Below are 15356 nucleotides of genomic sequence, written 5' to 3'. Positions count from 1 at the left end.
TCAAACCGTTTTTATGGTAGATGATTTATAATTCCATTCTTTTATATCAGTGGCATATTGTGTCTGATCAATCACAGGTCCCCGGCAAACCCTTTCTGTTGGCGGTGGCAGCTCATACTGTTCCAGCGCCCGTTGCATTAACTCGGCAAAAAGCCAGCGGGGAATGATGCGGTGAAAATCTGCCGGGTATACAAACTGAAAATTGATCAGCTGCTGCAGTAACAAATGCCAGTGCTGATCCAGCCGGAATAAGATCCGCTTCCAGTTGAGTGGATTATGCCGCAGGATCACGTGGTTAACATCCGCGCCGTCGTACCGCTCCCTGTTCTGCACGTATATCTTGCACCAGATCAGTTCTTCAGGAGATATCAGTTTTACCGGCACCCCTTCAAAAATGGCCGGCACAGCGTGTTCATACCAGGTATCATCTACCCGGCAAATGTTATTGACCGTATCAAAAATGATATCTATAAAATATTCTCCCTTGAATACTTTAGCCAGCCAACGCACATCAGTTAATTCTACTGTGTATCCTTCCAGTTTGCCGAAGTATTTCAATATTTTGGGGTATTCAGTCCACTTACAAAAGATATCAAGATCTTTGGTATCGCGATAAATGCCGGTATAATGAAACATGGCAAAAGCGCCACCCAGCATAAATTCCGCCCCACTCTCCTCTAAGTGCAGCAAGGCCTCTTTATAAAAGGCGTGTGCTTCACTGCTGTGCACCGCGGCCTCAAAAACCATGTGTCCGTTAAGATTTGCCATAGCTGCTGGTATTTGGTAGATGAAGTAAAAACCAAACGCTATGCCATGCGCACAACATGGTTTGTTTTTTGGACGCCCTCTTATGTATACTCAACTTTTGTTACTTATAAATTCAGTACAATGGCTACTATGCAAACCACGAAAACAAGTACCCGAAAAAGTACACGTACTGCTGCCACAAAGAAAGCAGCGCCCAAAAAAGCGGCAGCCAAAAAAACAGGCAGCATCGCTAAAAAGAGTAAGGTCACTTCTTTCGATAAATTCAAAACCTTTGGCGATAAACAATATACAGGCGTTCAGATAGGCCGGGGGCATCACTGGCACTATGACCAGGGCGATTGGAAAGAAACGAAGATCACACCCGATCTCTGGGAAATATCTTATGCTGTTACCAAGCGCAGAACAGGAAAGGCACCGGAAGGATCCGGTGTGCCGGTGGGTACGGCGTATCACTGGTATATCCTTGCCCATCAAAGTGCGGTGAAGCTTGATGCCAACGACTATGCCACTACCATGACGGGCCTCAAATTCAAGATTGCGCACAAGCGTGCGGATAAAGGCAAATGGAGCACTTCGGGACCTACACAACGAAAGCACCTGATTGCCTTCCTGAAAAAATTTGTGGCACAGCTGGAGAGCACGGTGATCCCGATTGAATTTGAATTGAATGGTAAAAGCTATAAAGGAGAAGCGGTGCCTATATCGGAAACCTGTGCCAAAGGGGTGTGCTATGAAGCAGAAGTGATGCTCAATGATGAAGCCATTGGCATTATACGTTGCGCGAAAAGCGGGTGGAAAATGGATCTTGTAAAAGACAAGAAGCTGATTGATGCTATCGGCAACTGTATTACATTATGGTTTGAGTAGCGGAGGGAAATCGCTTTCCCTCCGCGGTATGATTTATAATTTGTAACCCGGGTTCTGCACCGGGTTGGGATTGGCATCCAGTTGTGCCTGTGGCATAGTTCCTTATTAGATGAAAAACATTCCCCGTCAAAATAGCCAAATAATTATAATTTTCAAGTGCAGAAAAAGTAAAGATGGCATAAAGCCGGTTCATCAAATGTCAAAACGGCATCCGGAATAAACTGGAGATATATTTGAGCCGACTGTACATTATGGATAACTCAATTTCATTTCTCACACAACAGGTGTCGGACGATAAGAGTTTATTGGATGCCTATTCTCAAACCGTTACCGGCGTAGTGGGTACTGTAGCCGAATCGGTGGTACATATAGAAGTACAGAAAAAAGTAAGTGACCAGCGAACGCGGGAAAGGCGAACGCAGGGAGGCACTGGTTCCGGCTTCATTATTTCTTCCGATGGTTTTATTATTACCAATAACCACGTCGTGGAAAACGCCGACAGTATTAAGGTGTCGTTTGTTGACGGCAGGCGCGTAAACGCAGAAATTAAGGGGGCCGACCCTTCCACGGATATTGCCGTATTGAAGATCGACGAAACGGGGTTGAAAGCGATGCCGCTGGCAGACTCCTCCATGCTGCAGGTAGGGCAGATTGCGATTGCCATTGGTAACCCGATGGGATTGCAATATACCGTTACCGCTGGTGTGGTGAGCGCATTGGGGCGTACGCTGCGGGCCAGCAATGGCCGGCTGATCGACAATGTGATCCAGACCGATGCCGCCCTTAACCCCGGCAACAGCGGCGGACCGCTGGTCAACTCCCTGGGGCAGGTAATTGGCGTGAATACAGCAGTTATCGCTTCCGCACAGGGACTTTGCTTTGCCATTTCTTCCAACCTGGCAGCGCAGATTGCCGGTCAGCTGATCCTGCACGGGAAGATCCGCAGGGCGCAGCTGGGTATTGCCGCACAACCGGTAAACCTGAGCAGCAGGATGATTGCCGCCAACAAACTCAGTATCCACACGGGTGTATACGTGTTTGAAACCGTTCCCGATGGTAATTTCTACAACAGCGAACTGCATATCGGCGATATCATTATTGCATTCGACAATAAACCGGTTACTTCAGTTGATGACCTGCATCTTCTATTATCCGACAAACAGATCGGCAGGAAGATCCCGGTAGACATACTGCGGGGTGGCAGGAAGCAGGTAGTGGAAGTAATTCCCGGCGAAATAAAAAATTAATAGTGGCACCTGAAAGACAAGGCTGTTCCGGAACAAGCATGTTCCGGGGCAGCTTTTTTTATTATCTCCCGGAAGAAAGATTTCGTAAGTAAACAAACATTTACTTACTTTGCAGTAACATTTATTGCATGAGACCTAAAAACCTGGAGAAGGAGGAAGCCATCCGCACCATTGCATTGCAGATCATTGCTGAAGAGGGACTGGAAAACCTCACCATGCAGAAGCTGGCAAAAGCGGCCAACATATCGCCCAGAACGATTTATATAAAGTATAGGGATAAAGAAGATCTCCTGGTAAAACTTTATATAGAAGAAGTACTGGAGACGTATGAAAAAGCCGTGCTGGAAAACTTTCACGCGGGTATGGACTTTGCGACCGGCGTAAAAAAGCTCTGGCAAAACAGCTTCCGGTACCTGACCCTTAACAGGACGCATTTTGCATTGCTTCAAAACGGGAAAACCTCCCCCCTGCTGAATAAAGCATACCGGCAGGCTAACATACAACAGGGACAGTATTTTAAACCCATCCACCAGTTTTTTAAGCAACAGGTAAAACAAGGCGTGATCCCGAATTTTCATCCCGATATTCTCCGCGCCCTATTATTTGCCCCGCTGCTGGACCTGGTAAATGAATATTTTGATTATACAGAAAGACCCAAACAGCTGATCACAGAAAAAGTGATACTGGAATGCTGCAACGCAGTGATCAAAGGAATGCTGAAATAAATTAAACAACAACATGAGCATCATTCAACACAAAAAAATAGCCATTGTAGGCGGAGGTCCGGGTGGATTAACACTGGCCAGGATACTGCAGATGAACCATGCAGACGTAAAAGTATACGAGCGGGATATTAACAGGGAAGCACGGGTACAGGGCGCTACACTGGATCTCCACGAGGAATCAGGATTAAAGGCACTGGAAGAAGCGGGGCTGACGGAAGCATTCAGGGCCAACTACCGCCCCGGCGCCGACCGGCTACGCATTGTGGACAAACACGCCGCCATTATCCTGGATGACCATGAAAATGGCGGAGAGGACAGGTCGCGCCCCGAAATTGACCGTGGTCCGCTCAAAGAAATACTGCTGGATTCGCTGGAACCCGACACCGTTGTATGGGACAGCCAGTTTGTGTCTATGTCGCCACACCTCCACGGCTGGCTGCTGATGTTTAAAAATGGCAGCACTGCCACGGCCGACATCGTGATTGCAGCAGACGGCGCCAACTCAAAGATCCGTCCATATATCACGCCCATTCAGCCTTTTTATGCAGGCGTTACCATCGTGGAAGGCGCCGTATATGATGCAGCAACCACCTGCCCTAACATCCATGCACTGGTAAAAGGAGGAAAAGTATTTGCACTGGGTGACGCGCAATCTTTAATCGTAAGTTCCAAAGGCGACGGCAGCCTTGTATTTTATACCGGGATAAACACCGCTGAAAACTGGTATAAAACCAGTGGCCTCAATTTTTCAGATAAAACACAGGTACTGGCCTGGTTTGAAGCCACCTTTACCGGCTGGGATCCCGTCTGGCTGGAACTGTTTGAAAATGCCAATGCTAATTTTATAGTACGCCCGCAATACTGCATGCCGTTTGATCAAACCTGGGAAGCATTACCAAACCTTACTATGCTTGGCGATGCTGCACACCTGATGCCTCCCTATGCCGGCGAAGGCGTAAACATGGCGATGCTGGATGCCCTTGAATTAGGACAATTTCTTACCGGGGAAAACTTCCCGGATGTCCATGCTGCCATCGCCGCGTATGAAAAACAAATGCGCGCCAGAGCGGGTGAAACGGCGAGGATGACGATGGAGTCGACGGCGGCATTGCATTCGGAAGAGGCGATTGGTTTTATAATGGGGATAGTGGGGTAGCGAGATTTTCCTATCTTTATTTCTCCATAAAGCATAACGATATGAAAAATTATCTGTTACTCCTCCTCGCTTTGTTACCGCTGGCTGCCTTTCAGCCAACACCACCTGTTAAAGCCATCCTGTTTAAAAACGTGACATTGATCGATGGTAACGGTGGCGCACCAACGGAACATACAGATATATTCATCAAAGATGGAAAAATTGCTGCAACCGGAAAGGATTTACCAGCCGGTGGTGCCACAATAATTGATGGCACCGGCAAAACCGTTATGCCCGCTATCACCAGCGGCCATGTGCATATTGGCATGATGAAAGGCAACGATAACAGCACCGATCCGTATACCCGCGAAAACATATTATCACAACTGAAAAAGTACGCGGACTATGGCATCACCAACATCCTCGTGATGGGATCTGATCAGCCGATGCTGTTTGCATCCGGGTTACGCGACTCCTCTGTAAACGGCTTGCTGCCAGGCGCCCGCCTGTTTTCAGCCGGTTATGGATTTGCCGGTACACAGGGAGGTCCGCCGATGAAGTATGTATATCACCCCGCTACGGTGGCACAGGCTACTACACAACTGGATAGCGTGGCGCTGGTAAAGCCAACGGTAATAAAAATGTGGGTAGATGATTTTGGCGGTTCTGCTCCTAAAATGGACCCTGCTATTTACAAGGCGCTCATCACCCGTGCCCATGCACATCATATCCCTGTGGCCTCACATCTTTACTATCTGGAAGATGCGAAAGGTCTTGTTGCCAGCGGGCTGGACATCATTGCCCACAGCATCCGTGACCAGGAAATTGACGCAGCATTACTACAACAGATGAAAGCCAAGGGAGTCATTTACATCCCCACCCTTTCACTGGATGAATATGCGTATATCTATGCCCGTAAGCCGGAGTGGATCAATGATCCTTTCTTTAAAGCGTCGCTGGAACCAGGCGTATATGAAATGATTACTTCGCCCGCCTACCAGGATAAGTTAAAGAACTCCCCCTCCTACCAACGGAATGTCCATGCATTTGAAACAGCGATGAAAAATGTAAAGAGAATAGCGGATGCCGGCATCATCGTAGCACTGGGTACCGACTCCGGCGCACAACCGGTGCGCACACAGGGATTCTCCGAACACCTGGAAATGGAACTGCTGGTACAGGCCGGCCTGAGTCCCTTACAGGCCATTACCATTGCCACTAAGAATGCAGCTGCTGCGCTGAAAATAGATCAGCACTATGGCACTATAGAAAAAGGTAAAACGGCCGACCTGATCATCCTGGACGCCAACCCTGCACAGGATATTAAGAATACCCGGAAAATAGCAGCAGTATACAAAGCAGGCGAAGAAGTAAGTAAAGGGCCACTGCACCCGTAGTGTAGTGCGCCTGCGTACACCCGGTGTTCATTTTCGATACAGGTATTTTTATTTTAAAATATATAAGAAGATAACAGTGAAGGCTGTGCCAAATGGCATTCTCTTAGGATAAGTGTTTTCAAAAAACCAACATGAAACATTTTATCCCCGCATTTCTTTTATGCTTATCAACCCTTCTTTCGCAGGCGCAGGTAACAACTGATAATCTTCATAAAACAAAAGTGGACAGTCTTGTTCAATCTGCGCTCACCATTTTTATGCAGGACAACGCCCGCGTTAGTGCAGAAGTAGGGGTATATACCGGCGGACAGACCTATATCTACCGTTACAGTAAAACAAACCTCCCCGCTCCCAACACACCCTACGAAATAGGTTCCGTTTCCAAAACATTTACCGGCTATTTACTGGCCAAAGCAGTAACAGATAAAAAAGTGAAACTGGATGATGACATCCGCTTTTACCTGAACGGCGACTATCCTAACCTGCAATACAAAGCACATGCTATCCAGCTGAAACACCTGATTGCACACGTTTCCGGCTTACCCTTCATGCTGCCCGACCGTCGCGATCTTTTCCAGCGCCCTGATGATTCCATCCCGGGCGTGATCGATAGTTTGCAGCACGACTATTCCATGGCTGCTTTCCTCAATGATCTTCACCAGGTACAACTGGATACCATTCCCGGTTATCATTTCAAATATTCCAATGCAGGGGCACAACTACTTGGGTTCATACTGGAACGCATATACGGCATGCCGTACGCCCAACTGGTGAGAAAATATATTACCCGTCCGCAGCAGATGAAATACACCACTGCAGCACTTCCTGATAATGCGGCGAAAGGCTATAATCAACAGGGACGGATCATGCCATACAATCCCCCGCTGTTGCTGGCTGCCGGCGGCATCTATTCTTCCGTAGCCGATATGCTGCAATATGTCCGCCTGCAAACCGATGAAAACAACCCGGTAGTAAAATTAACACACCAACCTGCCTGGGGCGATATCAATAGCTATGCGATGGGGTTAAGCTGGCAGATGAATAAAACCAGCAACGGTATAAGAAGGATCTGGCAAAGCGGCGGCACGTTTGGATTTTCCAGTTACTGCGTCGTTTACCCTGAACGGAATACCGGTATTGTGATATTAACGAATGAAGCCGACCGCACTGCACAAGATGCGTTGAGTGTGGCCGCAGGAAAAATATTTGAAGGATTGGAGTAGCAATAAAGGTATTCTAAGTCAGAGATAAATACTAGTCAGCCACTTGCCGATGCTGAAAAATGTGCCGCCTGAAGCACAATTCCATCTTAAAATGGCTGGCTATTACTTTATTTCTGACTTTCTTTACTTTTTAAAGTCTGTAAAGGTCTTTCCATCATAACGATGCACCCCGCCTCCGGATCCAAACCAAATACTTCCATCGTTAGCTTCTGAAAGTCCCAAAAAAGCTGGTGGTCCTGACAAGATTTCGGTTACAGCAGGTTTTTTGTTGTACAAGGACTTTGCATCATAACGTGAAAGCGCCCAGACTGACCCACCAGGAGGATTTATGCTACCTGTAGTCCAGATGTTTCCTTTTTCATCTTCGATTATTGCATAAGCCCCCCTCTGCGACACCTTAGTAAACGTTCTGCCGTCATAGCGCCAAAGACCACCAGCGTCACCGAACCAAATGCTTCCTTTTTTATCTTCGATTATTGACCAAACGTTTTTAAACGCTTTGCCATCTTTGTCTTTTAAAACGGTAAATGTTTTTCCATCATAAAAACAAGGCCCGTCCCATGTGGCAATCCATAATTTCCCTGTTTTGTCTTCCATGATAGCCTTAATACCATTATTGGGAAGTCCGTCTTTCGTTGTAAAATTTTGAAAGGATTTCCCGTCGTAACGGCTTAGCCCATTTCCGCCGAACCAGATATTACCTCCTTTATCTTCATAAATAGACATTACCATGTTATTGGCAAGCCCCTCCCTGGTTGTAAAATGTTGAAAGGTTTTGCCGTTGTCATTATAAACTCCGGAATCAGTGGAAGCGAACCAAAGGTTTCCGTGTCGATCTTCCAGAACATCCCAGAATCTGTGCGAACCTATTTTATTACTTGTGAGATTAGTAAACGATTTTCCATCGTAGCGAAAAGCACCACTCCATGATGCAGCAATCAAAATGTCTCCATTTCTGGCCTGCTTTACATGCCGAACCTGACTCTTAGGTACCTTGGAGGTAGCCAACTCTTTAAGTTGGGACTCGGAGTAGCCATTATGTTCTTTACTGAAATTATCTTGTGGTACGTTTGTTTGGTTTTGTCCGCAGGAAGTATGAAAAACAAGCATCCAGAAGAGGACATATACGTGTGCATATTTCATAATTTTTTCTATTTAATTATCGGGAACAGAAACACTGGCAGACCTATCGCTGCATTGCTTTCTTAGACATGTAGCCAGTTAACGACATCCTTAGCGCCATGTTTCTGTTGAGCCTGTACAGAAGAGTGAATTAGTTCAGCGGGCATAGTGAGCAGGCTATCCAAAAAGGTTCCTTTATTTTTCATATCCTATTAAAGCTTGATACAGCGAACCTACTTTAATCCTTTTAACTTCAAGGATCCTGATTGTAAATTAAAATGTAAACTTTGTAAATTGTTGTGGGAAGAACCCAGTCGCAACGGTAGTGCAGCATCCTTTATACCGCTAAACTAAAGGTCCTTATAAAGAAGTAAACCCTCTTTTTTATAAGGACCTAATTCCTGCTATCTTTTTTTTCCCGATTGAGTAAACCAAATTCCCGATCCGATTCCTTTGTGCCCCTCCTGCCTCCTACCTTTGCGAACATAAATACTATGTTCGTCTGTTGTAGCATTCCCACTATTCCCTAAATCTTAAAAACTGATCATGAAAGTTATTGCATTGGCAATGGCATGTGCGTTACTGGCCTTGTTAAACACGGCTGTTAAAGCGCAGCATCCGGCACACGGCGTCATCAAAGGCCGCATTACAGTGGAAGACGGCACACCGGTTCCTGGTGTGGGACTCCGTTTGAAAGATTCCCGCAAACAAACTACCTCCAACGAAAATGGAACGTATACACTCCGCAATATTACTCCCGGCACATATACCGTGGAGGTTTTTATAACCGGCCGTGATGTGATCAGCCGTTCAGTGACCGTAACAGCAGGAGAAACTGCGGAAGCCGATTTCCAACTCAGTGCTTCCAAACAAACTTTGCAGGAAGTGATTATAGCAAGCGGTCGTAATAAATTTGCAAAAAAAGAAACAGATTACGTAGCCCGCATGCCGTTGAAGAACCTGGAAAATCCGCAGGTATACAGCATTGTAGGATCCGAGTTGATGCAGGAGCAGGTTATAGTGGATTATAAAGATGCGATCAAGAATGTAGCCGGCGTGAATTCCACTGAAACGGTGAGCAATGGTCGTACCTCTACTATTATCCGTGGCTTCCGCACGCAGAACTATATACGAAATGGTATGATGGCCAACCAGCTGGTAACGGTAGACGTATCCAACCTGGAAAGGATTGAAGTGATCAAAGGTCCTTCCGGCACATTATTTGGCACCGGCGCCGTATCTTATGGCGGGCTGGTAAACCGTGTGACCAAGAAACCTTTCGATACCTTCAAAACAGATGTTAGCCTGACCGCAGGAAGTTACAACCTGAATCGCATTACCATCGATCTGAATGCACCGCTGAATAAGGAAAAAACAGCACTGCTGCGCGTAAACTTCGGCAGGCATGCCCAGGAAAGCTTCCAGGAAGCAGGCTTCAAAAGAAACTATTTCCTGTCTGCCGCCTTCTCTTACCAGGCTAATGAGCGACTGAGCTTCCTCGTAGACCTCGAAACGTTCCGTAACCGCGGAACACCGTCCATCGCCTATCTGAACCCGGCAGCCGGTGTTACTGATTACAAAGAGGCAATGGGTAAATACTATAAGCGAACCTTTTATACCAATGATCTTATATCTACTTTCCCCGGATATAACGTATTCGCACAAATGAATTATAAGATCAACAGTAACTGGAACACCACCACCGTATTCTCCACCGGCGGTGTGAACGCCCGCGAACAGTACCAGTTCTCCGGCAACTGGCTGCCGGGAAAAGATAGCATCACCCGTCAGCTTCAGAAGTATAGTCACAACTACAATACTATTCAGCTCCAGCAGAACCTGAATGGTACTTTCCATACCGGTTCCATCAAACACCGTATACTGGTGGGTCTGGATTACCTGGCTGATATCACGCAGCCAACTTATACTTCCCGCTTCATCCTCGATACGGTGAGCGCTTCAGCACCTACCAGGTTCCTGATGATGGAAAAAATTTATCCTATGTTCCCCACTCCTACTGCACAGGCGAATAACTTCTATAAAAGCCATCTTGACCGCTACGGCATCTATGCTTCAGATGTGATCAATTTTACGGATCGCCTGCTGTTGATGCTAAGTCTCCGTTGGGATAAAGTAGATAACCAGGGCACCACCAACCTGCTGAACGGCAATGTAACCGGCAGCTACAGCAAATCATCTTTCTCTCCAAAATTCGGCGTGGTATACCAGCTGATCAAAGACCAGCTGTCTGTTTTCGCCAACTACCAGAACGGCTTTACTTACAGCGCCCAAACAGATAAACAGGGTAACCTCTTCAAGCCGGAACAGGCCAACCAATGGGAAGGCGGCGTGAAAGCAGAACTGTTTGAGCGCAAATTAAACGTTACCCTCAGCGCATACGACATTAACGTGACCGACAAGCTGCGCTCAAATCCCGAAGACCCCGCCTTTTCAATACAGGATGGATCGCAGAAAAGCAAAGGCTTTGAAGCCGAAGTGATCGCCAATCCTTTCCCTGGACTTAACATTACAGCCGGTTACGGGTTCAACGAAAGCGAGATCACCAAAGCCAATGCTAACGTAGGGAAACGACCTGCGCGCTCCGGCGGTAAGCATATGGCCAACACCTGGATCAGCTACCGGCTGGTGAAAGGGAAACTACAGGGCCTCGGCATTGGCGGCGGATTGTTTTACAACAGCGAAACGCCTTTTGATGATGCTAATACCTTGTTCTTCCCTGCCTATGCACTCGTAAACAGCACCGTGTTCTACGACCGGCCTGGTTACCGCATCGGTATAAAACTGGATAATGTTTCAAATACGATGTATTGGGGTCCATGGGGCGAGCCGCAGCCGCCACGTAACTATGCGGTGAACCTCGTGATCAAACTATAGGGTTTTCGCCATTCATACATCCATGAAAGCACGGTTCGCTGTGCTTTCATTTTACATTTTAACACATGCGCATCAAAAAAATATTCGGTTGGCTGCATCTCTGGCTGGGACTCGTTTCCGGGATCATTGTATTCATCATTTCCATCACCGGCGCCATTTACGCCTGGGAACCGGAATTGTCTGAATACACGGCTTCCTATCAGCACGTAACTCCGCAGGACCTGCCCTTTCAGCCTGTAACTGCCATCCGTACAGCGGGAGAAGCCAGCATGGGTGGCGAAAAGGCATTCCGCATCCTGTACCAGGGGAAAGACAAAGCGGCCGTGGTTCAGTTCTTCCAAAAGAAACCCTATCACTACTACAACGTATACGTAAATCCCTATACGGCCAAAGTGCAGAAGGTGCTTAACCGCGACGATGAGTTCTTTCATTTTATCCTGCAAGGCCATATGCACCTGTGGCTCCCGCAGGAAACCGGCGGCGTTATAGTCGGATGCAGTACATTGGTGTTCTTCCTGATGCTCGTAACCGGCATCGTGCTGTGGTGGCCGCGCAACAAGGCCCGCCGGAAAGTCAGCTTCCGCGTTAAGCTGGATGCTTCGCCAAAAAGACTGAACTATGATCTCCATAATGTGCTGGGATTTTATGCCAGCTGGATCGTTATTTTCGCCGCCTTAACCGGCCTGGTATGGAGCTTCACCTGGATGGCGCAGGCTGAATTCTGGGTATTCAGCGGCGGCCAGAAAAGGCCGGGTGCCGTGCCGGTGAAATCCGGTAATCATGCGCCGGTGAAAGACAGCACCCTCATTAACCAGGTATTTGGATCCTTTATGGACCATTATCCGCAGGCCGCAGGCTACAGCATTTCCCTGCCTGCCAACGATTCCGCAGCCATCATTGCCAGGGCCTACCCTGGTCGCCACCAGTTTTATGATGCCGACTACCTCTATTTCGATCAGCATACCGGCCGGGAAATTACGCCTTCCTATCTCGGTAAGTATAAAGACGCCACCGTGGCAGAGAAAGCGGTACGCATGAATTACGACATCCATGTGGGCAGCATCGCCGGACTCCCGGGCCGGCTCCTGATGTTCTTCGCCGCCCTGATTGCCGCTTCTTTACCTGTTACAGGTTTTCTCATCTGGTGGGGCAGAAAGAAAAAATCAACACCGAAGCGTCCAGCAAAAAAAGAAAGCATTAAGAATTTTCACGCCGTGCCGGATTGATGTATCCGGCTTCTGACTTACCGGGAAACTTATTAGTCTTATCAAACAGGAAGTTGTAACTTCATTAACAATACAAAAAGACGCTTTAGCAATAAGACATTGTGATACAAGAAAAGTAGCAACCGTGTAAATTCCTCTTAACTGATACTGTTATGAAAACACTGCTCTTTCTATTCCTGCTGCTTCCCCTGATTTCATCAGGCTTTGCCACAGATACCGTTCCCTACTTCTACCTCACTCCCGCAGACGCCGCAAAAATACTGGGCCAGCCTGCATTACTCACCCTGAAATCAGAAAAACAGGAACGCGATGCACTGAAGTACCGCTGCGCTTTTACAGCCGTGGAATCGGACCCCGTTTCCGGGAAAACCGGTAATGTGTACTACAACTATGAAAAGTACCGTTCAGTAGCTGCTGCACAAAAAACCTACACCGGTATATTGGACGACAACCGCCACAATGGCAACATCCAGCTACTCGATAACACCGGCGATGAAGGCTTCTTTCAAACCGACAGCGATAACTTCCAGCTGATCATGGTAAGAAAGAAGGATAAAATTATCCGGATGAAAGTCAATAAGGTGACGAGTACCTCTTCTTTAACAGCGCTGAAAGAAACCGTTAACAGGATAGCCGCCACGTTATAGTACCCTGCCGAAAGTTTGAGATTCGAAGTTACTCTTCTGCATAAATGCATAAAAATAAACCTGCCGGTTTTGCCGCTTTTTGCCGGATTATGCCGGAATCTGTTGCGGCCAGAAATAGTCACAGTGTATGGGAAGTGTATCATGAGAGTATTGTGAGAGTATGGGAACTGTATCGGGACTGTATGGGGACTGTATGGGGAATACGACACATAGACGAGTCCTAAGTATCTGAGAAGTATTGGAGATGTATCCGAGAAGTATTGGAGAAGTAATAAAGAGACTTATTAATCGGCCACTGAAATTCAAATTTACCATATTAATTCTCATTCAACCGGAAAATAAAAAAACTGCCTCATTATAAATGAGGCAGTCTTCTTTGAGTAACACCACTTCTCTACAATCCCTTTCCAAAATCCGGCGCCTGTTTATCATACCAGATCCTTTGCGAACTCAGTGTAGGCAAATCCTGTGCATTGGGCGTAAAGCCCTGCTGCTGCATCGCCGTATTCCAGTTGGCCCTGTTTACTTCGCCTGGATCTGTTAACCAGAACCGGCGCGGTATCAGCTCATTAAAAGTTTCCCTGCCATAGTAAGCAGAACCCGTTTTCGGATACCCTGTGCGCCTGCAAAATACATACGCTTCATTAGCCTGCCGGTACATGCTCAGGTAAGCCTGTATGTAGATCCGTTCGAGGTTATTAACACCATTGAATTTCACCTGCGCATTATTCAGATAGGCATTGATTTCAGTTAACCCCGTGCCCGTGTAAGCGGTAGTAGAACCGGCTGCTACCGCAATCGCATTCATGGTTTGAATGGAAGATGTAATACCTTTCTTATACCAGTCTTCCGCCGTTCCTTTGGTATCCGCTCCACCGGCATATCCTTTCTGTATAAACTCTGCTATATAAAAACAGGTTTCGGCGTAGGTAACCGGTACATCGAGGAAATTGCCCGTAGCCGAGTTCAGTTTGGGAGAAAAGAACCTGCGGTTAATGGGCGATATCAGGTTGTATTTGGTATACTGGCTCACAATAAACCCATTCCCGATATACGCTGCCACCGTAGGATTGGTGGTCCAGTCGGCCGGACCGCCCTGGTACATGATCAGCGGATCGTTGGGATTAATGAAAGCAGGCAATGTAACGTTGTATTTTGCCAGCGAATCTTTATAACCGCCTACCAGGTCGTTCTTTTCAAAATATACCGGTAAACGCGGGTCCTGGCTCTTTTTCAGGAACGCCATGATGGACGTGGTGGCATAACGGCGGCTGCGGTAATCGATATCTCCCCCGTTGCCAAAGGGCGTATAGGTGCTGTTGAGATACTTCACCTGTGAATCGTCGCCATCAATAGGCCCGGTAGCATCTTTTAATACCTGCTGAAAAATGGCCTGGCATTTTGCTTTATCAGCGTTCTCTAACCTGGCGGCTATACGAAGTTTAAGCGTGTTGGCCAGCTTCACCCATTTAGTCCAGTCGCTCTGGTAAAAAATATCCGATTGACCGTAGCCTACCTGCGCAGGCAGTGAATTATTGGACAGCACCGCAATGGCCGCATCGAGTTGTGAAAGCCAGTTATTGAACAGGGCGGGCTGCTCATCGTATACCGGTCCGTATTGCGCCTGGTAACGGCCTTCAATGGCTTGTGAATAAGGAATGGAGCCATTCATATCCGTTACTTTAATCCCGTGGAGCACCTGTAATACGTAGGTGGCCATCGCAATCTTCTGGTACGCATCTTTATTCGGCATCGCCTCTACCTGCTTTCTTATCTCAAAAAGATTAGGTAAGATTTGCAGGTAGTAGTTATTATAGCGGGTATTTACATTGTTGGTGATTTCGTACGGACTGGAAGTAACATGCTGCGTAAAACGCATCAGCTGTTCCATGCTTTCCCACACCCATTCTGTACCCTGGTAGGTAATGATCTTATCCTGCGAATAACTTAAAAGGAACTTCACATCCGGTTTGGAAACGAGACTGGGGTTGGTATTGATATCTCCGAAATTTTTAGAGCACGAACTAACGCCCAGCAGTGCCAGCAACAAACCGGTTCTTATATATTGAAATGTATTTTTCATGATCTTGATTTTTTGTTTGTA

General features: G+C 47.1%; 12 protein-coding genes. 9 read left to right on the top strand and 3 right to left on the bottom strand.

The features are described 5' to 3' along the window. Complete coding sequence (locus QFZ51_RS15050; protein ID WP_429046867.1) at nucleotides 1-768, bottom strand: nucleotidyltransferase; 768 nt, start codon at nucleotides 766-768, stop codon at nucleotides 1-3. 120 nt (nucleotides 769-888) lie between these two features. Between QFZ51_RS15050 and QFZ51_RS15045 the strand changes: the two genes are divergently transcribed. The 6 genes from QFZ51_RS15045 (at nucleotide 889) to QFZ51_RS15020 (ending at nucleotide 7362) form a co-directional block, all read left to right on the top strand. Further along, complete coding sequence (locus tag QFZ51_RS15045) at nucleotides 889-1635, top strand: hypothetical protein (protein ID WP_429046865.1); 747 nt, start codon at nucleotides 889-891, stop codon at nucleotides 1633-1635. A 251-nt stretch (nucleotides 1636-1886) separates the two neighbouring features. Next, nucleotides 1887-2882, top strand: coding sequence for a S1C family serine protease (locus tag QFZ51_RS15040; RefSeq protein WP_429046863.1), 996 nt, complete (start codon nucleotides 1887-1889; stop codon nucleotides 2880-2882). A gap of 128 nt (nucleotides 2883-3010) precedes the next feature. Continuing rightward, on the top strand, nucleotides 3011-3607 hold the full coding sequence (locus tag QFZ51_RS15035) for a TetR/AcrR family transcriptional regulator (RefSeq protein ID WP_429046861.1): 597 nt from the start codon (nucleotides 3011-3013) through the stop codon (nucleotides 3605-3607). Between the two features lie 13 nt (nucleotides 3608-3620). Next, nucleotides 3621-4763: an FAD-dependent oxidoreductase gene (locus QFZ51_RS15030; protein ID WP_429046860.1), complete on the top strand. Its 1143-nt coding sequence runs from the start codon at nucleotides 3621-3623 to the stop codon at nucleotides 4761-4763. Between the two features lie 41 nt (nucleotides 4764-4804). Further along, nucleotides 4805-6139, top strand: coding sequence for an amidohydrolase family protein (locus QFZ51_RS15025; protein ID WP_429046859.1), 1335 nt, complete (start codon nucleotides 4805-4807; stop codon nucleotides 6137-6139). A 131-nt stretch (nucleotides 6140-6270) separates the two neighbouring features. Next, nucleotides 6271-7362, top strand: a complete 1092-nt coding sequence (locus QFZ51_RS15020) for a serine hydrolase domain-containing protein (RefSeq protein WP_429046858.1) — start codon at nucleotides 6271-6273, stop codon at nucleotides 7360-7362. A gap of 123 nt (nucleotides 7363-7485) precedes the next feature. Here QFZ51_RS15020 and QFZ51_RS15015 read toward each other — a convergent pair whose 3' ends face one another. Further along, complete coding sequence (locus tag QFZ51_RS15015) at nucleotides 7486-8505, bottom strand: ligand-binding sensor domain-containing protein (protein ID WP_429046857.1); 1020 nt, start codon at nucleotides 8503-8505, stop codon at nucleotides 7486-7488. Between the two features lie 525 nt (nucleotides 8506-9030). Here QFZ51_RS15015 and QFZ51_RS15010 point away from each other — a divergent pair. From QFZ51_RS15010 to QFZ51_RS15000, 3 genes are all read left to right on the top strand, one after another. Next, complete coding sequence (locus QFZ51_RS15010) at nucleotides 9031-11379, top strand: TonB-dependent siderophore receptor (RefSeq protein WP_429046856.1); 2349 nt, start codon at nucleotides 9031-9033, stop codon at nucleotides 11377-11379. Nucleotides 11380-11444: 65 nt separating this feature from the next. Further along, entirely contained in the window at nucleotides 11445-12605 is a 1161-nt protein-coding gene (locus QFZ51_RS15005) for a PepSY-associated TM helix domain-containing protein (RefSeq protein WP_429046855.1), read from the top strand. 152 nt (nucleotides 12606-12757) lie between these two features. Next, complete coding sequence (locus tag QFZ51_RS15000; protein WP_429046854.1) at nucleotides 12758-13252, top strand: hypothetical protein; 495 nt, start codon at nucleotides 12758-12760, stop codon at nucleotides 13250-13252. Nucleotides 13253-13646: 394 nt separating this feature from the next. Here the strand turns inward: QFZ51_RS15000 and QFZ51_RS14995 are convergent, their stop codons facing one another. Next, entirely contained in the window at nucleotides 13647-15335 is a 1689-nt protein-coding gene (locus QFZ51_RS14995) for a SusD/RagB family nutrient-binding outer membrane lipoprotein (protein WP_429046853.1), read from the bottom strand. Between the last annotated feature and the right edge of the window lie 21 nt (nucleotides 15336-15356).

The sequence above is a fragment of the Chitinophaga sp. W3I9 genome (assembly GCF_050434025.1).
GTDB lineage: Bacteria > Bacteroidota > Bacteroidia > Chitinophagales > Chitinophagaceae > Chitinophaga.
This window is presented reverse-complemented; position numbering and strand designations above follow the sequence as displayed.